The sequence below is a fragment of the Pandoraea cepalis genome, from assembly GCF_902459625.1.
Lineage (GTDB): Bacteria > Pseudomonadota > Gammaproteobacteria > Burkholderiales > Burkholderiaceae > Pandoraea > Pandoraea cepalis.
Map to the genome: position 1 here is coordinate 1 of NZ_CABPRY010000012.1, position 20,956 is coordinate 20,956.

General features: G+C 65.4%; 16 protein-coding genes. 13 read left to right on the forward strand and 3 right to left on the reverse strand.

Annotated features, from left to right (window positions below; translation table 11 throughout):
- The 3 genes from PCE31107_RS23545 to PCE31107_RS23450 all read left to right on the forward strand — a co-directional run.
- On the forward strand, positions 1-227 hold a 227-nt coding region (locus PCE31107_RS23545), incomplete at its 5' end, for a hypothetical protein (RefSeq protein WP_217425215.1).
- 418 nt (positions 228-645) lie between these two features.
- Positions 646-1,455 carry a MetQ/NlpA family ABC transporter substrate-binding protein gene (locus PCE31107_RS19595; protein WP_150610365.1) on the forward strand — a complete coding sequence of 270 codons (810 nt, stop codon included), beginning with the start codon at positions 646-648 and terminating at the stop codon, positions 1,453-1,455.
- Between the two features lie 122 nt (positions 1,456-1,577).
- Positions 1,578-1,739 carry a hypothetical protein gene (locus PCE31107_RS23450; protein WP_165385323.1) on the forward strand — a complete coding sequence of 54 codons (162 nt, stop codon included), beginning with the start codon at positions 1,578-1,580 and terminating at the stop codon, positions 1,737-1,739.
- Between the two features lie 28 nt (positions 1,740-1,767).
- On the opposite strand, the gene prpR is transcribed toward PCE31107_RS23450, so the two are convergent.
- The gene (gene prpR / locus PCE31107_RS19600) at positions 1,768-3,903 is read right to left on the reverse strand and encodes a propionate catabolism operon regulatory protein PrpR (RefSeq protein ID WP_246181892.1); all 2,136 of its coding nucleotides are present in this window, start codon (positions 3,901-3,903) and stop codon (positions 1,768-1,770) included.
- 351 nt (positions 3,904-4,254) lie between these two features.
- Between prpR and prpB the strand changes: the two genes are divergently transcribed.
- The 5 genes from prpB (at position 4,255) to PCE31107_RS19625 (ending at position 11,936) form a co-directional block, all read left to right on the forward strand.
- The gene (prpB, locus tag PCE31107_RS19605) at positions 4,255-5,145 is read left to right on the forward strand and encodes a methylisocitrate lyase (RefSeq protein ID WP_130026412.1); all 891 of its coding nucleotides are present in this window, start codon (positions 4,255-4,257) and stop codon (positions 5,143-5,145) included.
- Positions 5,146-5,173: 28 nt separating this feature from the next.
- The gene (prpC, locus tag PCE31107_RS19610; protein ID WP_150589298.1) at positions 5,174-6,325 is read left to right on the forward strand and encodes a bifunctional 2-methylcitrate synthase/citrate synthase; all 1,152 of its coding nucleotides are present in this window, start codon (positions 5,174-5,176) and stop codon (positions 6,323-6,325) included.
- Positions 6,326-6,510: 185 nt separating this feature from the next.
- Entirely contained in the window at positions 6,511-9,120 is a 2,610-nt protein-coding gene (gene acnD, locus PCE31107_RS19615; protein WP_150610443.1) for a Fe/S-dependent 2-methylisocitrate dehydratase AcnD, read from the forward strand.
- A 20-nt stretch (positions 9,121-9,140) separates the two neighbouring features.
- Positions 9,141-10,331 carry a 2-methylaconitate cis-trans isomerase PrpF gene (gene prpF / locus PCE31107_RS19620; protein ID WP_130026410.1) on the forward strand — a complete coding sequence of 397 codons (1,191 nt, stop codon included), beginning with the start codon at positions 9,141-9,143 and terminating at the stop codon, positions 10,329-10,331.
- Between the two features lie 156 nt (positions 10,332-10,487).
- Entirely contained in the window at positions 10,488-11,936 is a 1,449-nt protein-coding gene (locus PCE31107_RS19625; RefSeq protein WP_150610366.1) for a bifunctional 2-methylcitrate dehydratase/aconitate hydratase, read from the forward strand.
- Positions 11,937-11,985: 49 nt separating this feature from the next.
- Here PCE31107_RS19625 and PCE31107_RS19630 read toward each other — a convergent pair whose 3' ends face one another.
- Positions 11,986-13,230 (reverse strand): MFS transporter, encoded by a 1,245-nt coding sequence (locus PCE31107_RS19630; protein WP_246181893.1) that lies wholly within the window; start codon positions 13,228-13,230, stop codon positions 11,986-11,988.
- A gap of 172 nt (positions 13,231-13,402) precedes the next feature.
- Between PCE31107_RS19630 and PCE31107_RS19635 the strand changes: the two genes are divergently transcribed.
- Positions 13,403-14,290 (forward strand): LysR family transcriptional regulator, encoded by an 888-nt coding sequence (locus PCE31107_RS19635; RefSeq protein ID WP_246181894.1) that lies wholly within the window; start codon positions 13,403-13,405, stop codon positions 14,288-14,290.
- Between the two features lie 99 nt (positions 14,291-14,389).
- Here PCE31107_RS19635 and PCE31107_RS19640 read toward each other — a convergent pair whose 3' ends face one another.
- On the reverse strand, positions 14,390-15,541 hold the full coding sequence (locus PCE31107_RS19640) for a glycerate kinase (RefSeq protein ID WP_150610368.1): 1,152 nt from the start codon (positions 15,539-15,541) through the stop codon (positions 14,390-14,392).
- A gap of 536 nt (positions 15,542-16,077) precedes the next feature.
- On the opposite strand from PCE31107_RS19640, the gene PCE31107_RS19645 reads away from it, so the two are divergent.
- From PCE31107_RS19645 to glpK, 4 genes are all read left to right on the forward strand, one after another.
- Entirely contained in the window at positions 16,078-16,590 is a 513-nt protein-coding gene (locus tag PCE31107_RS19645) for a hypothetical protein (RefSeq protein WP_130026407.1), read from the forward strand.
- A gap of 130 nt (positions 16,591-16,720) precedes the next feature.
- Positions 16,721-17,545 carry a DeoR/GlpR family DNA-binding transcription regulator gene (locus PCE31107_RS19650; RefSeq protein WP_150610369.1) on the forward strand — a complete coding sequence of 275 codons (825 nt, stop codon included), beginning with the start codon at positions 16,721-16,723 and terminating at the stop codon, positions 17,543-17,545.
- 176 nt (positions 17,546-17,721) lie between these two features.
- Entirely contained in the window at positions 17,722-19,260 is a 1,539-nt protein-coding gene (gene glpD, locus PCE31107_RS19655) for a glycerol-3-phosphate dehydrogenase (RefSeq protein ID WP_150610370.1), read from the forward strand.
- A 30-nt stretch (positions 19,261-19,290) separates the two neighbouring features.
- Complete coding sequence (glpK, locus tag PCE31107_RS19660) at positions 19,291-20,802, forward strand: glycerol kinase GlpK (protein ID WP_150610371.1); 1,512 nt, start codon at positions 19,291-19,293, stop codon at positions 20,800-20,802.
- Positions 20,803-20,956: the final 154 nt, after the last annotated feature.

The window sequence follows — 20,956 nt, forward strand, 5'->3', positions numbered from 1 at the left end:
GTGGCGGCGGTGGTGGTGGTGGCGGCGGTGGTGGTGGTGGCAACGCCCCCGGCGGCAGTGCCGGCGCCAGCAGCGGTGGAGGCGTGGGGGCTTCCGGGCCGGGCGGTCGTGGCATCGGTGGCGCGGCCGGCGGAAACGGGCTTGCCGCGTTCGGCGGCCCCAGCGGTTTTGGCGGTGGCGGTGGATGTTCGATGAACGGCTTGAATGGTGAGGAGACGTGCCCCTGAGTCAGTCACGCGCGGGCCGTCTGCGTTCGGCACAACGCGGGCGGGCGCTTGCCTGCGGCATTTGCCCCTGCCTGCCAACGTGCGTTGCAAGTTTATCGTCGGTTCCTGATGCGACCGGCCGACGGCCTCGCCGTCAGCCGTGCCACCCCCCCGGCCCGTGATCAGGCAGTTCTCCCGGCGACACGCCCCTTCGGATGACCGAAGGGGCGTTTTTTTATGCGACCGATGAATCGACACGCGCGGGGGATATCGAAATGCCGATTGTGTATTTCGCGTAAACCCGTATCTGTGGCAGCATCCCGGGTCTGGGCCGTGCAAGGGCGTTGCCGTCCCCTGTGTGACCGTTGTGGACCCATCAAGTCCGCCCCATCGAACGGGCGCTCAACAGGCGCCAAATGAGCAATAGGAGAAATCGCACATGCTGTCCCGTCAACTGATTCACGCGTTCCTCGGCGCCACGTTTGCGCTGGCCTCTCTCGGCGCCACGGCCCAGACGGCCGCCAAGCCCCTGAAGGTCGGCACCATGGCCGGCTCGGATGCGCAGATCTTCGAAGTCGTCAAGAAGGTCGCCCATCAGCGCGGCCTCGAGATCAAGATCATCGAGTTCAGTGACTACGCACAGCCGAACGCCGCGCTCGACGCCGGCGACCTGGACGCCAACGGCTTCCAGCACAAGCCGTTCCTCGACAGTCAGGTCAAGGATCGCGGCTACAAGATCGTAAGCGCCGGTCTCACGTACGTCTCGCCGCTGGGCTACTACTCGAAGAAGTACAAATCGCTGAAGGATCTGCCGAATGGCGCCAAGGTCGGTATTCAGAACGACCCGTCCAACGGCAACCGTGCGTTGCTCCTGCTGCAGAAGGAAGGCCTGATCAAGCTGCGTGCCGGTGCCGGTGTCAATGGCAAGAACGCGACCCCGCTGGACATCGCCGAGAACCCGAAGAAGCTGAAGATCGTGGAGCTGGAAGCGGCGCAACTACCGCGTGCGCTGCCGGATCTGGACGCCGCCTCGATCAACACCAACTTCGCAGCACAAGCTGGTCTCGTGCCGAAGCGCGACGCGATCGCCATCGAAGATCTGAAGGGGCCTTACGCCAACCTGATTGCCGTGCGCGCACGAGACCTGAACAAGCCGTGGGTCAAGCAACTGGTCGACGCTTACCACTCCGACGAAGTGAAGGCATTCATCGAGACGCAGTTCAAGGGCGCGCTGATTCCGACGTGGTAATCGTCGGCGTTCCGTGCGATGCGCATTGCGCGCGTCGTTCGTCGCGACGGACAAATGGCAACGCAGGCATGACATCGTTTGACTAGAATGGAAAGTGAGATTCGGACCGACGGGAGGTCGCCATGTCCATGCTCAACCTTTCGATGATGCTTGTGGCGCTGCTTGTCGGCTTCGCCATCGGCATGTTCTTCGACCATTTCTGGGTAACGCATCACGACGAGCCCTCCCAGCACAGGCGCCTGGACTGGCACGAGATGTGGGACCGCATCCGTCACCAGCACTGACGAGCGGGCCGCATCTGAAGCGCAAGCCTCAGCCGTCGACTGTGTCGCGCAGTTTGCGCCAGAGCGTGGAGCGGCTGATGCCGAGTGCCTCGCAAGCGGCGCCGCGGTCGCCACCGCACGCCGCCAACGTGGCGTGAATGCGGGCAAGGTCTTCGGCTGCGCGACGGGCACGACCTGTCAGCGGCGCTGACGCTGAGTGTGATGTTTCGACGCCCGCGCCGGGGGCGCGAGCGCGATGGGTCTCGTGCGCGCCAAATTCGCGTCCGTTGTTCGTGTTGATGACATCGGGCGGCATCGGCGTGTCCAGCCCATCGGTCATCGCGCCCAACTCCGGCGCAATCTCGACCAACCTTGCACGGCTGATCTCGTGCGCGTCGACGACATCCGCGCATACGACGGCAATGCGTTCCAGCAGGTTTTCCAGTTCGCGGACATTGCCCGGCCAGCGATAGGTCGCGAGCAGCGGCATGAGCGACGCCTGCAACGCCTCGACGCTCATGCGCGCTCCCGCGCGGGCGAGTGCGCGTTCGAGAAAGAGGGGCGTGAGGCGCGGCAAGTCCTCCATGCGTTCGCGCAGTGCCGGCAGCACCATGCGCAGGATGTTGAGCCGGTAGTACAAGTCTTCGCGGAACCCCCCGGCGCCCACCCGCTGGCGAAGATCGCGGTGAGTGGCCGCAATCACGCGCACGTCGCAGGGCACGGGCTCGGTCGCGCCAAGTCGCAGCACCTCGCGCTCCTGCAGCACCCGCAATAGACGCGTTTGCAGCGGCATCGGCATTTCACCGATTTCGTCGAGAAAAATGGTGCCGTTGTGCGCCGTCTCGAACAACCCCGCCTTGCCGCCGCGCCGCGCGCCCGAGAAGGCGCCGTCCTCATAGCCGAACAGTTCGCTCTCGAGCAGCGTTTCCGGAAACGCCGCGCAGTTGATGGCGACGAACGGATAGTCGCGCCGTCGACTGGCATTGTGAATGCCTTGTGCGAGCAGCTCCTTGCCGGTGCCGCTCTCGCCGTGGACGAGTACGGTCGAGTCGGTCTGGGCGTAGCGGCGTGCCAATGCACGCACCTGCGACATCGCGTCGGAATCGCCGATCAGATCGTCGAGGCGATAGCGTGCCACGAGATGGCGTGGGCGATGGCGCGAGCGTAGCGAGCGATCGACGCGCGCAAACGACTGCGAGTCCTGGCACGTCAGCAGCGCGCCTGTGAGCGTGCCCTGGTCGAGCAAGGGAATGCGATTGATGACCCACGTCTTGCCGGCCATCGAGACAATGGCCTCGAGTTCGGCGCTCGCGCTCTCCAGCGTGCGCGCGATGTCGAGCGCCGGGGCGATGGCATCGAGCGGACGGCCGACCGCATCGGCAACGCTCACCCCCAGCATGCCCGCCATCGGGGCGTTGATCGCCTCGATGCGCCCGTTCAGATCGACAGCCGCGACCCCTTCATGCAAGTGTCGTAGCACGGTATCAAGCCGCTCGCGGCGTTGCGCTTCGATGCGCCCGAAGCGCGCGACGTCGAGTGCCGTGTCGAACGCGGCGCGCACCGAATCCTGCGAATAGAGAAAAACGCCCGCGAGCCCGGCTCGCTCGGCCAGTTCAGTCACCAGCCCGGGGCCGACGATGACCTCGATGCCTTCGTCGCGCAGCCGGTGCACAAGGTCTTCCGCGTCTTGGCGGTCGAAATAGGCGTGTTGCGAGATGTCGAGGTGGAACGCGCTTTTGAAGCGCTCGAATTCTGGCGCGGGGCGGGCATACGACACTAGCGCGATACACGACGCGGGCGAGGGGGCAGGCCGCGCGCGGCGCGCCCGTGCCAGCGCATGCATCACGTCGAAGCCCGTCACTTTCACGAGCACCACGGGCAGGGCAAGGCGCTCGCGCAGGAAGGCACCGTTCGAGCCGGCGGCGACAATGCCGTCAACACTGCCCGCGGGCAGGCGCTCCAACGCTTCGATGACGGCTTCATAGCCTTTATCGATGATCTGCACCTCGGCTTGCGCGGCGTAATCCGGCACGATGTCGCGGTACAACTCGCCGAGCTTGCTGATGCCCACGGCCCAGATCACCGGTTTTCGAACGGCGGTGACCGGTTGTGCAAACGCCGCGCGCACGGCGCTCGGCGCCGCCGTCGACAGGCGAGGGGGTAACGCGGGGGAGAGATTGGGCATGACCGGGCTCATCGATAGATGCGGGCGGGGGCGCAGCGCACGCACGCGCCCCCGCAGGAGACTGACTCGAATCGTAGCATATTGCAATGATATGTTTCATTGTTTGTTTCAACATGAAACATCGTGAAACGAACGCCCGGCGCAAAGCGACGCGTTCGACTTGACGTGCGCGTCACATCCGAGAAGAATTTCCGCTGCGAAATGAACGTCTTAGCGACGCGACGGTGCCGTTGGCGCGCGTCGGGATAGCGGGCTGGCACGGCCATTGCTAAGTACCTTGCCATCACTCAACCCATGTGCGATTTGGCAGCTTCCACCGCCGGCCGCACACGACACGATCGAGGCACTCACGTGACGCAAACCCATCGTTCGGCCGGCGCCGCTTTTCGCGAGGCCGTCAAGACCGAGCAACCCTTGCAGGTTGTCGGCGCCATTAACGCGAACCACGCCTTGCTGGCCAAGGCGGCGGGTTTCAAGGCGATCTATCTCTCCGGCGGCGGTGTCGCTGCGGGGTCGCTTGGCCTGCCCGATCTGGGCATCTCCACGCTCGACGACGTGCTCACCGACGTGCGCCGCATCACCGACGTATGCGACCTGCCGTTGCTCGTCGACGTCGATACCGGCTTCGGGCCGTCGGCGTTCAACATCGCGCGCACGGTGCAGTCGCTCATCAAGTTTGGCGCAGGCGCCATGCACATCGAGGATCAGGTCGGCGCGAAACGTTGCGGCCATCGTCCGGGCAAGGCCATTGTGAGTCAGCAGGAAATGGTCGATCGCATCAAGGCGGCGGTCGACGCCCGCACCGACGAGAACTTCGTCATCATGGCGCGCACCGATGCGCTGGCCGTGGAAGGTCTGCAGGGCGCCATCGACCGGGCCTGCGCCTGCGTCGAAGCCGGTGCCGACATGATCTTCCCGGAAGCGATGACCGAGTTGCCGATGTACCGCCAGTTCTCCGATGCCGTGAAAGTGCCGGTGCTCGCGAACATCACCGAGTTCGGCGCGACGCCGCTGTTCACTGTGGAAGAACTCAAGAGCGCGCAGGTCGGGCTCGTGCTGTATCCGCTCTCGGCCTTCCGTGCCATGAACAAGGCGGCGCAGAACGTCTATCAGACGATTCGCCGCGACGGCACGCAAAAGGCCGTGCTCGACACGATGCAAACCCGCGCCGAACTCTATGAGAGCATCGGCTACCACGCTTACGAACAGAAGCTCGACGCGCTGTTCGCCCAACAGAAATAACTGAATCCCTGATCCTGGAGGAATGAGCATGAGCGAGACGACTGCCACCGGCTTCAAGCCAAAGAAATCCGTCGCCCTGTCGGGGGTGACCGCGGGCAACACCGCGCTGTGTACGGTGGGCCGTTCGGGCAACGATCTGCACTACCGCGGCTACGATATTCTGGATCTGGCCCAGACCTCGGAGTTCGAGGAAATCGCGTACCTGCTCGTCTACGGCAAGCTGCCGAGCGTGGCGGAGCTGCGCGGCTACAAGGCCAAGCTCAAGGCGCTGCGCGGCCTGCCGGCCGCCGTCAAGGACGCGCTCGAGACCGTACCGGCCGCCGCTCACCCGATGGATGTGATGCGCACGGGCGTGTCGGTGCTGGGCACCGTGTTGCCGGAGAAGGACGACCACAACGTGCCGGGCGCGCGCGACATCGCCGACCGTCTGATGGCCAGCTTCGGCTCGATGCTGCTGTACTGGTACCACTTCAGCCACAACGGCGTGCGCATCGATGTGGAGACCGACGACGACAGCATTGGCGGCCACTTCCTGCACCTGCTGCACGGCGAAAAGCCGTCGGACCTGTGGGTGCGCGCCATGCATACGTCGCTGATCCTGTACGCGGAGCACGAATTCAATGCGTCCACGTTCACCGCGCGCGTGATCGCGGGCACGGGCTCGGACATGCACTCCGCGATCACCGGCGCCATCGGCGCCCTGCGCGGCCCGAAGCACGGCGGCGCGAACGAAGTGGCGTTCGAGATCCAGAAGCGCTATGACTCGCCCGACGACGCCGAAGCCGATATCCGCCGCCGCGTCGAGAACAAGGAAGTGATCATCGGCTTCGGTCACCCGGTCTACACCGTGAGCGATCCGCGCAACAAGGTCATCAAGGAAGTCGCGCACGAATTGTCGAAGGATCAACAGAATACGAAGATGTACGACATTGCCGAGCGTCTGGAATCGGTGATGTGGGACGTCAAGAAGATGTTCCCGAACCTGGACTGGTTCAGCGCCGTGAGCTACCACATGATGGGCGTGCCGACCGCGATGTTCACGCCGCTGTTCGTGATTGCGCGCACGTCGGGCTGGAGCGCCCACGTCATCGAGCAGCGCATCGACAACAAGATCATTCGTCCGAGCGCCAATTACACCGGTCCGGAAGATCAGCAGTTCGTGCCGATCGAGAAGCGCTGATCTGGCTGAGCCTGCCCCGGTTCGACTGAGGCAGGCCAAGCCAGGCGACCTTGCCGGGAAGGCACGGGGCAGCGGCAGTGGCATTGCCGCCGCTGCCGCCCCCGGCATCCGGCATCCGGCATCCCAAGATGTCTTCTGCACACGCTTCACGCTGCCATCCACCGGGCCGACACTCTCCTCACATGATGAATACCGAATACCGCAAATCCCTGCCCGGGACGTCGCTCGATTACTTCGACGCCCGCGCCGCTGTCGAGGCCATTGCGCCGGGCGCCTACGACACGCTGCCCTACACGTCGCGCGTGCTGGCCGAGAACCTCGTGCGCCGCTGCGACCCGGCGGCGCTGACCGATTCCCTCAGGCAACTGATCGAGCGACGCCGCGACCTCGATTTCCCCTGGTTTCCTGCCCGCGTGGTGTGTCACGATATTCTCGGCCAGACCGCGCTGGTCGATCTCGCCGGGCTGCGCGACGCCATCGCGGCGCAAGGCGGCGACCCCGCGCTCGTCAATCCGGTCGTGCCGACGCAACTCGTCGTCGATCACTCGCTCGCCGTCGAGTGCGGCGGCTTCGATCCCGACGCGTTCGCCAAGAACCGCGCCATCGAAGATCGTCGCAATGAAGACCGTTTCGACTTCATCAACTGGACGAAGCAGGCGTTTCGCAACGTCGATGTGATTCCGCCGGGCAATGGCATCCTGCACCAGATCAATCTTGAGCGTATGAGTCCGGTGGTCCAGGTCTCGGACGGCGTGGCTTATCCGGACACGCTCGTGGGCACCGACTCGCATACGCCGATGGTCGATGCGCTGGGCGTGATCGCCGTCGGTGTGGGCGGTCTGGAAGCCGAGAGCGTGATGCTCGGGCGCGCGTCGTGGATGCGTCTGCCGGATATCGTCGGCGTGGCACTGACGGGCAAGCCGCAGCCGGGGATCACGGCGACGGATATCGTGTTGGCGCTCACCGAATTCCTGCGCAAGGAGAAAGTGGTGTCCGCCTATCTGGAGTTCTATGGCGACGGGGCGGCGAACCTCACGCTGGGCGACCGCGCCACGATCTCGAACATGGCGCCCGAGTTCGGCGCCACGGCGGCGATGTTCTACATCGACGCGCAAACGATCAAGTATCTGAAGCTCACCGGTCGTGAGGATGCCCAGGTCGCGCTGGTCGAGACCTATGCGAAGCAGACCGGCCTCTGGGCCGACACGCTGACGCACGCGCAATACGAGCGCGTGCTCACGTTCGACCTGTCGAGCGTGGTGCGCAACATCGCCGGCCCGTCGAATCCGCACAAGCGTGTGCCGACGAGTGAGCTGGCCGCGCGCGGCATCAGCGGCAAGGTCGAGAACGAGCCGGGCCGGATGCCCGACGGCGCGGTCATCATCGCCGCGATCACGAGCTGCACAAATACCAACAACCCGCGCAACATGATTGCGGCGGGATTGTTCGCGCGCAACGCCAATCGCGCGGGCCTCACGCGCAAGCCGTGGGTGAAGAGTTCGCTCGCCCCCGGGTCGAAGGCCGTCACGCTGTATCTGGAGGCCGCCGGGTTGCTGCCGGAACTGGAGGCCCTCGGCTTCGGCGTGGTGGCCTATGCGTGTACGTCATGCAACGGCATGTCGGGCGCGCTCGATCCGGTCATCCAGCAGGAGATCATCGAGCGCGACCTCTATGCCACGGCCGTGCTCTCGGGTAACCGTAACTTCGACGGTCGCATTCATCCGTACGCGAAGCAGGCGTTTCTCGCGTCGCCGCCGCTGGTGGTGGCCTATGCCATCGCCGGGACGATCCGTTTCGACATCGAGAAGGATGTGCTCGGGGTCGATGCCAGCGGCAAGCCGGTGCGCTTGGCCGACCTTTGGCCGAGCGACGAAGAGATCGACGCGATCATCGAGCGCAGCGTCAAGCCGGAGCAATTCCGTCGCGTGTACGAGCCGATGTTTGCCGCGTCGGTCCACGCGGGGGAGACGGCCGATCCGCTGTACGACTGGCGCGAGATGAGCACCTATATCCGTCGTCCGCCCTATTGGGAAGGCGCGCTCGCGGGTGAGCGTACGTTGCGCGGCATGCGCGCGTTGGCGGTGCTGGGCGACAACATCACGACCGACCACCTCTCGCCGTCGAACGCGATCATGGCCGACAGCGCGGCCGGCGAATACCTCGCGAAGATGGGCCTGCCGGAAGAGGACTTCAATTCCTACGCCACGCACCGCGGCGATCACCTGACGGCGCAGCGCGCCACGTTTGCCAACCCGACGCTCAAGAACGAGATGGTCGTGGTCGACGGGCAGGTCAAGGCGGGGTCGCTCGCGCGCATCGAGCCGGAAGGCAAGATCACCCGCATGTGGGAAGCGATCGAGACGTACATGGCGCGCAAACAGCCGCTCATCGTCATTGCCGGGGCCGATTACGGCCAGGGTTCGTCGCGCGACTGGGCGGCCAAGGGGGTGCGACTGGCGGGCACTGAAGCCATCGTGGCCGAAGGATTCGAGCGCATTCACCGCACCAATCTGGTCGGCATGGGCGTCTTGCCGCTCGAATTCAAGCCGGGCACGAACCGCAAGACGCTCGGCATCGACGGCAGCGAAACCTTCGACGTGATGGGTGAGCGCACGCCGCGCGCCGATCTCACGCTGGTCATCCATCGTCATAAGCGGGACGGAAGCAGCGAGCGCGTGGAAGTGCCGGTGACCTGCCGTCTCGACACGGCCGAGGAAGTCTCGATTTACGAGGCGGGTGGCGTGCTGCAGCGCTTCGCGCAAGACTTTCTGGAATCGTCACAGGCGGCTGCCTGACCTGCCCGAGGAGAGACGTGATGGCGCATCAGCCACAAATTCGAATTCCCGCCACCTACATGCGTGGCGGCACCAGCAAGGGCGTGTTCTTTCGCCTGCAAGACCTGCCCGCTTCGGCACAGGTGGCAGGCGCGGCGCGCGACGCGCTGCTCATGCGCGTGATCGGCAGCCCGGACCCCTACGGCAAGCAGATCGACGGCATGGGCGGGGCGACGTCGAGCACGAGCAAGACGGTCATCCTCGCGAAGAGCGAGCGGCCGGAGCACGATGTGGATTATCTGTTCGGGCAGGTGTCGATCGATCAGACGTTCGTCGACTGGAGCGGCAACTGCGGCAATCTGTCGGCGGCCGTCGGCCCGTTCGCGATCAGCGGCGGGCTGGTCGATCCGGCGCGGGTGCCGCGCGATGGCGTGGCCGTCGTGCGTATCTGGCAGGCCAACATCGGCAAGACGATCATTGCGCACGTGCCGATGACCGACGGTGCGGTGCAGGAGACGGGGGATTTCGAACTCGACGGCGTGACGTTCCCGGCCGCCGAAGTCCAGCTCGAATTCCTCGATCCGGCCGCCGAGGACGACGGTGAGGGGGGAGCCATGTTCCCGACCGGCAATCTCGTCGACGACCTGGAAGTCCCCGGCGTGGGCACCTTCAAGGCGACGATGATCAACGCCGGCATTCCCACCATCTTCCTCAATGCCGAGGACATCGGCTACCGGGGCACTGAGTTGCAGGACGCCATCAACGGCGATCCGAAGGCGCTGGCGATGTTCGAGACGATCCGCGCGCACGGTGCGATCCGCATGGGACTGATCAAGGACGTGTCGGAAGCCGCGACGCGTCAGCACACGCCGAAGGTCGCGTTCGTGGCGAAGCCGGCGGGTTATACGGCCTCGAGCGGCAAGCAGGTGAACGCGGCCGATGTCGATCTGCTGGTGCGCGCGCTGTCGATGGGCAAGCTGCATCACGCGATGATGGGCACGGCAGCCGTTTGCATTGGTGCGGCCGCGGCGATACCGGGCACGCTCGTCAATCTCGCGGCCGGCGGCGGTGTGCGCGACGCCGTGCGCTTCGGGCATCCGTCGGGCACGTTGCGCGTGGGCGCGCAAGCGACGCAGGAGGGCGGCGAGTGGACGGTCACCAAGGCCCTCATGAGCCGAAGCGCCCGGGTATTGATGGAAGGATGGGTGCGCATTCCGGGCGACGCGTTCTGATCACATGACGTTCGCCGCGCGATGACGGCGGGGCGGTGAGGCGATTCCGGCGGCCGGCGAGCATCGCGCTCTCCTGCCGCTTATCATTGGAGGTCTCGGAGAGCCGCTTCGCCTTGGCGTGATGGCGGCTTTCGTCAACGTCACAGGAGGCCGCCCATGTCCGCAGGCATCTCGAATGTGCGTCCCGCGCCCGACAAGGTGCTGACCGATATTGTCGACTACGTCCTCACCTATGAGATCCAAAGCGATCTCGCCTTTGAAACCGCTCGCCACTGTCTGATCGACACCCTCGGGTGCGGCTTCGAGGCGCTGTCCTATCCCGCGTGTACCAAGCTGCTCGGCCCCATTGTGCCGGGTACGGTCGTGCCGAACGGGGCAAAGGTTCCCGGCACGCCGTATCAGCTCGACCCGGTGCAGGCGGCGTTCAGCCTGGGCGCGATGATTCGCTGGCTCGACTTCAACGACACGTGGCTCGCGGCCGAATGGGGGCATCCATCCGATAATCTCGGCGGTATTCTCATGACGGCAGACTGGCTCTCGCGCACGGCGGTGGCGCAGGGGCAGTCGCCGCTGACGATGCGCCATGTGCTCGCCGCAATGATCAAGGCGCATGAGATTCAGGGCTGCCTGGCGCTGGAGAACTCGTTCAATCAGGTCGGACTCGATCACGTGGTGCTGGTGAAAGTCGCGTCGACGGCGGTCGTTGGGGAAATGCTCGGGCTTTCGCGCGATGAGCTGATCAACGCGCTCTCGCTCGCGTTCGTGGACGGGCAGAGCCTGCGCACCTATCGTCACGCGCCGAACACGGGCAGCCGCAAGTCATGGGCGGCGGGCGACGCCACCAGCCGTGCCGTGCGACTGGCCCTCATGGCACGCTCGGGCGAGATGGGCTACCCGTCGGTGCTCACCGCCAAGGCATGGGGCTTCTACGACGTCTCGTTCAAAGGCAGGCCATTCGCGTTCCAGCGACCATATGGCGAATACGTGATGGAAAACGTGCTGTTCAAGATTTCATTCCCTGCGGAGTTCCACGCGCAGACGGCGGCAGAGGCGGCGATGACGTTGCACGGGCAATTGCAGGCGATGGGGCGCGGCGCGCAGGACATCCGGTCGGTGAAGATTCGCACGCACGCGGCGGCGATTCGTATCATCGACAAGCAGGGGCCGCTCGCCAATCCGGCGGACCGCGATCATTGCATTCAGTACATGGTGGCGGTGCCGTTGCTGTTCGGGCGACTGACCGCGGGCGACTACGAGGATGCCGTCGCGACGGATCCTCGCATCGACGCGCTGCGTGCCAAGATCGTCTGCGAGGAAGACCCGCAATTCACCCGGGATTATCACGATCCCGACAAGCGATCGATTGCCAACGGGCTGAGCGTCACCCTGAGCGACGGGACGACGCTCGACGAAGTGCTGGTCGAATACCCCATTGGCCACAAGCGACGCCGTGACGAGGGGATTCCGCTGCTCGTGGAGAAATTCAAGACGAATCTGGCGCGGCGCTTCGCGGCGCGCGCGCAGGCCCGCATTCTCGACGTTGCGCTCGATCAGCAGCGGCTTGAGGCGATGCCCGTGCACCAGTTTGTGGACTTGATGGTGTGATCTGGCGTTCCGGCACCCGGCGCCGCCGAACGGCCCGGATGTCGGCAAATTACCGAGCGGCGCTACCTTCGCCCGGCGCGGCTGAATTGCTGCGTGGTGTCCCCAGCCAGTGAAGCGCCGATGCGAGCATGCCGAGGGCGATGCCGAACCCCGCGATACCCGACCATCCGAAGCGCGTCATCAGCCAGCCGCTTATCGTGGCGCCCACCGCGCCGCCGAAGAATGTGGCGGTCATGTAGAGACTATTAATCCGGCCCTGCGCTTTGGGGTCGACCGCGAAGGCTCGCGTCTGATTCGCCACGAGCCCCGCCTGCACACCAATATCGAGCACGATCACGCCGATCACCAGCAGTGCCAGCGACGTATCTGCGCCCGCCAGTAGCACGTAGGCCAATGTGACGACGCCGATACTCGCCGCGATCACGCCGCGCGGCCCGAGTCGGTCGGTGGCGCGGCCGCCGAACGAAGCGGCGAAGGCGCCCGCTGCGCCGATGATGCCGAAACCTCCCGCCCATGCGCTCCCCAAATGCCACGGGCCTTGCGCCAGTAACGCCGCCAGATTCACCCAGAATGCATTGAAGCAGGCCCACAGCAGCCCCTGAATCATCATCGATTCGCGGATCGGGCGATGGTCGCGCGCGAGCGGCCAGAGCGAGGCGAGCAGGCGCGGGTACGAGAGGTCGGTGCTCGGCCGCCCCTTGGGCAGCAACGACGCCGCGGCAATCCAGATCGGCACCATGAAGGCGGCCTCCATGCCGTACACCGCGCGCCAACCGAAGTGCTCGCCAACCACACCGGCAATCGTCCGTCCCAGCAAAATGCCGACCATGATGCCGCTCACCACTGTGCCGACGGAGCGCCCGCGCTGACTGGGCAGCGACATCACGGCGGCGAAGGGCACCAGTTGTTGCGGCACACAACTCACAATCCCCAGTCCGAACGACGCGGCAATCAGTGCCCAGATGCCGGGCGCGAACGCGGCGGCCATCGCAAAGGCGAACGCCAGCGCGATCTGGGTGAGCACCAGCTTGCGACGGTCATAGCGGTCGCCCAACGGCAACAGCAACGCAAGGCCGGTCGAGAAGCCCAACAGTGCCGCAGCGGCGACGAGATCTACGGTCCCGAGGTCGATGTGCAGGCTCGCGGCAATCAGCGGCAGGATGGGCTGCGTGCAATAAATGTTGGTGACGACCGCGCCCGCAATGATCGCCATCATGACGATCTTGCCGCGAGATGCGACGTCATGCGTTGTCGGCGAGGGCTGAGGCGGGAGAGTGGAGGGAGATGTGCTCACGATGGACTCCAGTGATGTCGGTATTGAAAGATCGGCGAGGCGACGACACCGCTGGGGGGGGGGCTCGCCGCTTAGTGACCGACATTACGCGGTTGCATCCACGTAGAGAATCCGTCAAGATCAGGAATCATCTTTCCAAAATTTGGTAGGGTCCGTGAATCGGCTCGAATCCATGTCCATTCTGATTGCCGTCGTCGATGCTGGCAGCCTGTCGGCGGCGGCGCGCCGTCTGGGAATGCCGTTGGCCACGGTCAGCCGGAAGGTGGGGGATCTGGAGGCGCATCTGAAAACGCGCTTGCTGCACCGGACGACGCGGCAACTGTCGCTGACCGAAGCCGGGAGTTCCTACGTGGCCGCGTGCCGACGGATTCTCGAAGAGGTTGGCGAGGCCGAGCGGGCAGCCACGGGAGAATATGCGACCCCGAAGGGAGAACTGGTGCTTACGGCGCCGGTGGTGTTCGGGCGTCTGCACGTCTTGCCGGTCGTCGCGCAATTTCTCGCACAGTATCCGGAAATCGACATCAACCTCGTGCTCACCGATCGCGTGGTGCATTTGATGGACGAGCACGCGGATGTGGCGCTGCGCATTGGCGACTTGCCGGACAGCACCCTGGTGGCGACTGGCATCGGCGAGGTGCGCCGTGTTATTTGCGGCAGTCCCGGGTATTTCGGCGTGCATGGTGTTCCGTCTACGCCGGGCGACCTTTCCGGGCACGCATGCATTACCTTCGAGGTGCTGGCGTCGCGGCGTGCGTGGGTCTTCGGTGCGGGACGCGGCGAACAATCGGTGCCCATCCGCTCGCGGCTGACCGTCAACACGGCGGAGGCAGCGATTTCGGCGGCCGTGCTAGGCGTCGGTCTGGTGCGAGTGCTGTCCTATCAGGTTGCGCAGGCGTTGCAGGACGACACCCTGCGCGTTGTGCTCGACAACTTCGAAGCGGCACCATTGCCCGTGTATCTGGTGCACAAAGGACAGGCGCCGTTGCCGCTCAAGCTGCGCGCATTTCTCGATTTCGCCACACCGCGACTGCGCGCGCGGATCTCCCACGGTGCGCACTGACGGGCACGGACAGGTTCGAGCGCTCACTGCAACGATGGCACCTCTCGCGTGACGAGGCGGCGTTTGCCGCTCTCGCCGTGATGGGATCTCGCGTGCGTCTCAGCGCTTGTGCGTGTAACGCAGGCGCGTCATTTGTTCCGCGCTGTCGGCCAACAGCCCAGCGGCGTCGGCAATCGCCTTCTCCAGCGTGGTCGGGCCGAACGTCAGCGAGAAACATCCCGAGAACACGCGCGAGAGGCTATCGAGCGCGCTGCGGTCGATGGCGCCCGAGAGCAACGAGGCGGTCGCCCCGGCCTTGATCGCCACCTGCGCGGCAATCATCGGGGTCTTGCCGGAGAGCGTCTGACCGTCGCTGCGGCCTTCGCCGGTAATGAGCCAGTCGGCGCCTTCCGCCGCTTGCGGCAGCCCGACACACTCGGCCACCACCTCAGCGCCGGAACGGAACTTCGCGCCCAGCAGGTGCAGCGCAAAACCCAGACCGCCTGCCGCCCCCGCGCCCGCGCGGCTGGCGGCTTCATTGGCGTTGAACGCGCGGTGTGCATGGCCGGCGAAATGCGCGATGGCACGGTCGAGCGGCTCGACCTGTGCGTCGCTCACACCCTTCTGCGGCCCGAAAATCGCCGTGGCGCCTTGCGGGCCGTTGAGCGGATTGTTCACGTCTGACATGGCGATCAGTTCGCAGTCCTTCAGGCGGGCGTCGAGGCCGTTCAGATCGATCGACGCCACGCGATGCAGCGCGGCGGGCACCGGCGGCACCGCTTCGCCCGACGCGTCGAGCAAGCGTGCACCGAGGCCGACGAGCAGGCCGGCACCCCCGTCGTTGGTGCTGCTGCCGCCCAGACCGATGAGCACGCGGCGTGCGCCGGTATCGAGCAAGGCGCGCAGCAGTTCGCCCAGGCCGACCGTCGAGCGCTCGGCCACGGGCGTTTGCATTCCGACCGGGTCGGTAATGCTCACCACGTTGGCGCTTTCCAGCACACCCGTGCCGTCGGGCATGAGGCCGTACTCGGCCATGACCGATGCCTGTCCGGCGCCACGCACCGAGAGCGGCACACGGCGTCCGCCCGCGGAGAGCAGGGCGTCGAGCGTGCCTTCGCCGCCATCTGCCATCGGACGCAAGCGCAGGTCGGCCTGCGGCAGTACCCGCGCAATGCCGGATGCGATGGCGCGCGCCACTTCCGGGGCACTCAGCGAACCTTTGAACGAATCGGGGGCGATGACGATGATTGGGGCTTGCGCATTGCTGGACATGGAAATCGGGACAGTCGCAAAAAGGGATTACGGGTTGGCAGGGTTCACGTGTGCGTCATACCCGCGTGTTGTTATCGCTTATGGCGTACCGGCCGGACGGTTAATCCTGGGCCCGGTAGACGGGATGGCACGTCGGCTCGCAGCAGGGTGGGGCGCGAGACGATGCGACGCAGTGTGACAGAAACCAGCAATATACGCGATTCGGGCCAGCGCGCATTGCGCGAATTGCCATGCTATGAATAACGCGGGTAAGATGAGCGCCAACTGACGGTGCGCCGCCCGAACCGCCGCACGGCCCGCGCAAGCCTGAGCCGAAGCGGGAATTGCTTGGGCGCGCGTCGGCATGACCGGCGCAGAATTAACGAATATCACGACGCGAGCGGTGGTGCGACACGCAGGCACGATGTCGTCGCGCGGCCAACCGCCGTCGAGCGCCGGACCAGATACCAAGTAGTCGCCACGACGATGCCCGGCTTGCTGCGGCAGAAGAATGACGTTGCGTGTGCGACAGCCATTTGCGAGCGTGGAGCGGGGGCATGAACCGGGGCAAAGACAGGAATTCGGGCACGTCGCGCGTGTCGCGGCGTGGGGTGGCGCGCGCGGCGGCCGCATCGGCCGCTGCGAGTATCGGGCTCGCCGTGTTGCTGGCCGGGTGTGCGCAGACGACGCCGGTCGTCGCGCGAGACGATCCGCCGGTGGGCAGCGTGGCCGACGTTGCACCGGAAAATGTAAAAGTCGAGACGTTCCCCGCCTATCGCGACACCGTCGCGGATGCCCGTGGCAATGGTGCCGTCTGGCAAGGATCGTCGAAGAAGACCACCGTTCGCGTGAGTACCTGCACGGCGCGTTTATGGAAGCGTCAAATGCCCCATGCACGGGTGCAACGCTCGAAAGCAGGCGCGGGCCAGACACTTGAACTCTCCTCCAGCAACGACGGCGTGCTCGCAGTGCTTGATCTGGCGCCGCACAAGCCGGGTAGCGAAGGCACGTTGTATCTCGGTTCGACCGGCTCCCAATCGCTCGCCGATGCCGTGCGCCGGTGCCTCTGACGGCATCGCGCCACGCGTCGAGGCAGGCGCTCATGCGGCGCTCACGAGAACGTCATACCCCGTCGGGGTATCATGACGGCGAACGCGTGGCCGGCCGGGCCGCGCGAAGGCTTTTACTGCGTGCGTGCCGATGTCTCATACTGAACCGATCGACGTCTCCGAGGCGCAAACGAATGCCGGCGATGCCGAGCAGGCGTCGCTGAATCCGCGCCAACAGGCACTTTTCGACGCCGTTCGTCGCGATGGCTTTCTCACGGTCGATGAACTCGCCGCACGCTTCGAGGTCACGCCGCAGACGATCCGGCGGGACATCAACTTCCTGGCCGAACGCAAGTGGGTGCGTCGCTATCACGGCGGCGTCGGGTTGCCGGGCGGGGCCGAGAACGACGCCTACGATGCCCGTCAGACCCAGTTGGCCGACGAGAAGCGCCGCATCGCCGTACGTCTTGCCGAACAAATTCCCGATCACGCCTCGCTCTTCATCAACCTGGGCACCACGACGGAAGCCGTGGCCCGCGCGTTGTCGCGTCATCGTGGGTTGCGCGTCATTACCAACAATCTGCACGTCGCTGCCATGATGAGCGGCTATGCGGACGCCGAAGTCATCATTACCGGCGGCGTGGTGCGCGCACGCGACCAGGGCGTGACGGGCGAAGCGACGCTCGATTTCATCCGTCAGTTCACGGTCGATTTCGGCATCGTCGGTATCTCCGCCATCGACGCCGACGGCACGCTGCGCGACTTCGACTACCGCGAAGTGCGCGTGGCCGAGGCAATCATCGCGCACTCCCGTACCGTCTTTCTGGCCGCCGATCACAGCAAGTTCGGGCGCCCGGCGCTCGTTCGCCTGGGGCACCTGTCACAGGTTGATGCCCTGTTTACCGATCGCCCGGTGCCCGCCGGCATGGCCGACGTGATCGCAGAGGCCGGTACGCTGGTACACGTCGCGGACTGACGAGGGGGCATCAACTCCGTCAGACGCGTATTCGCGCATCGGGACCGCAGAATGCGCGAATTCGAAGCTCCAGGCGGCCAATCTGTTAGAATTCGAACATTGATGTTCGTAAACGAATATAAAGCGAACATTTTCGAACTTTTCCTGATTTGACGCTCAACCCCCGGAGTGACGACGTGCAGACACCCGCTCAATCGCCATCGGACAACACACGGCCTCCCTACGACCTGCTGGTCGTGGGCGGTGGGATCAACGGAACGGGGATTGCGCGCGACGCGGCCGGTCGCGGCCTGCGCGTGTTGCTCGTCGAGCAGGACGATCTGGCGTCCCACACGTCATCCGCGAGTACCAAGCTGATTCACGGGGGGCTGCGCTATCTCGAGTATTACGAGTTTGGCCTGGTGCGCAAGGCGTTGCAGGAGCGCGAGGTGCTGCTGCGCGCTGCGCCGCACATCATGTGGCCGCTGCGCTTCGTGATGCCACACATGCCGAACCTGCGACCGGCGTGGATGATTCGCGCGGGGTTGTTTCTCTACGATCACCTCGCCCGGCGTGAAATCCTGCCCGGCTCGCGCGGTATCGATTTGCGCCAGCATCCGGCCGGCGCGCCGCTGCGTCGCGATTTGACGCGCGGCTTCGTCTACTCGGACGGCTGGGTGCAGGACGCGCGTCTGGTCGTGCTCAATGCGCAGGACGCAGCCGAGCGCGGCGCGACGATTCTCACGCGCACGCGGCTCACAGGCGCCGAGCGTGGCGAGCGCCTGTGGACGGCCCAACTCGAGACGTCCGAAGGGGCGCGCCAGACCGTGCTTGCGCGCGCCATCGTCAACGCGGCCGGGCCGTGGGTCGGTCACTTGCTTGGTGACGTGTTGCGCCAGCAGGCCACGCATCGCGTGCGCATGGTCAAGGGCAGCCACATCGTGACACGCAAGCTGTTCGATCACGATCACGCCTACATCTTCCAGAATCCCGACAAGCGCATCATCTTCGCGATCCCCTACGAACGCGACTTCACCCTGATCGGCACGACTGACATCGAATATCACGGCGATCCGGCGAACGTCGCGATCAACGATGACGAGATTGCCTATCTTTGCCAGTCCGCCAGCCAGTACTTCACCCGACAGATCGTGCCTGCGGACGTCGTCTGGACTTACGCGGGCGTGCGTCCACTGATGGAGGAGGAAGTCTCCAACCCGTCGGCGGTCACGCGCGATTACAAGCTGGAACTGGACGCGCCCGGCACGCGCGCTCCGCTGTTGTCCGTGTTCGGCGGCAAGATCACGACATACCGCCGTCTCGCGGAAGAGGCAATGCTGCATTTGCGCGGCCCGCTGGGTTTCGCGCATGGCGATTGGACGGCGGGCGCGCCGCTGCCGGGCGGCGATATGGCCGAGCCGGATGCCGGTGCGTTCGAAACATCGCTGCGTGCGCAGACGCCGTGGTTGCCGCCGGCGCTCGCGCATCGATACGCACGCACCTACGGCACGCGCACGCATGTGCTGCTTGGCGAGGCGAATTCGCTCGACGGACTGGGGCGGCGCATCTGCGGCGATCTCTACGAGGCCGAGCTGCGTTATCTTGCGCAATACGAGTGGGCGCGCACGGCGCAAGACGTGCTGTGGCGCCGGACCAAACTCGGTCTGCATCTCGGGAAGGACGGCGAAGCGAGTGTGCAACAGTGGTTTGCCCAGCAGGCGGAAATGGCGGCCTGAGTTCCGCTGAAAAAACAGGAGACAACGGCAATGTCAGGAGGCGCGTACATCCTCGCGTTCGATCAGGGCACGACCAGCTCGCGAGCGTTGCTGTTCCACCGCGATGGCCACGTCGTGGCGACCGCGCAGAAGGAATTCCGTCAGATTTATCCGCATCCGGGCTGGGTCGAGCACGACCCGCGCGACATTTGGGCGACGCAGGCCGGGGTCGCGGCGGAGGCGCTGACGCATGCCGGTGTCGGGGGGCGCGACATTGCGGCCATCGGCATTACGAACCAGCGCGAGACGACGCTCGTATGGGACCGTCGTACGGGCGAGCCGGTGTACAACGCCATCGTCTGGCAGGACCGCCGCACGGCGGATTTCTGCGATGCGCTGCGTGTGCAAGGGCACGACGATCTTGTCGCAAGCCGCACCGGGCTTCGGCTCGACGCCTATTTCTCGGGCAGCAAGATCCGCTGGATTCTCGACAACGTGGCCGGTGCGCGCGACGCCGCCAACGCCGGGCACCTGGCCTTCGGCACCGTCGATAGCTGGCTCGTGTGGCATCTGACCGGTGGCAAGTTGCATGTGACCGACGTGTCGAACGCGTCGCGCACGATGCTGTTCAACATCCACACGCTCGACTGGGACGACGAACTGCTCGCGCTGCTCGATGTGCCGCGCAGCCTGTTGCCGGAGGTTCGCTCATCGAGTGAGGTGTACGGCCACACGGCCACGTCGCTGTTCTCCGTGCCGGTGCCGATCGCGGGCATCGCGGGCGATCAGCAGGCGGCGCTCTTCGGGCAGATGTGCCTCTCGCCCGGTATGGTGAAGAACACATATGGCACGGGTTGCTTCATGGTGATGAACACCGGCGACAAGCCGCACGCGTCGCGCCATAACCTGCTCACGACGGTGGCCTGGAAGATCGGAGACCGCGTCGACTATGCACTCGAGGGCAGCATCTTCATCGGTGGCGCGGTCGTGCAGTGGTTGCGCGACGGGCTGGGCATCATTCGCCATTCACGCGATGTCGAGGCGCTCGCGACGCGCGTGCCCGACGCCGATGGTGTCGTGCTGGTGCCCGCGTTCGCCGGATTGGGCGCGCCGCACTGGCAACCGCGAGCGCGTGGCACGCTGTTCGGCGCAACGCGTGGCACGACGGCGGCGCACGTGGCCCGTGCCGCGCTGGACAGTATCGGATTCCAGACGCTCGATGTCTTGCGTGCGATGGAGGCCGACGCGGGGCTGCATGTGTCGGAGCTGCGTGTCGACGGCGGTGCCGCGGCCAACGATCTGCTGATGCAATGGCAAGCGGATTTGTTGGGCGCGAACGTGGTGCGCCCCAAGGTCATCGAAACGACGGCGGCCGGCGCCGCTTATCTGGCAGGGCTGGCCGTCGGCTTTTGGCCGGACATCGACACGTTGGCGCACCAATGGGAATTGCAGCAAAGTTTTTCCCGCAAGCTGTCGCCGCAAGACGTCAGTCGTGCCGTGAGCGGCTGGCAACGCGCGGTGCGCGCGGCGAAGTTCTGGGCGGAAGACGGCGAGGCCCCCTGACGAGGGCGGGCCTCAGCGCAATGCCCGCCCGGGCGCAACGTGGCGGCGATCTCCGGCGGCGTCGTGTCGCCGATGCCGCCAGCTCGCACAGCGCTCGCGCGGATGACGGCGGGCCGATTTGGCAGGACTCGCGGGCGCGAGCGATCTGACGCAG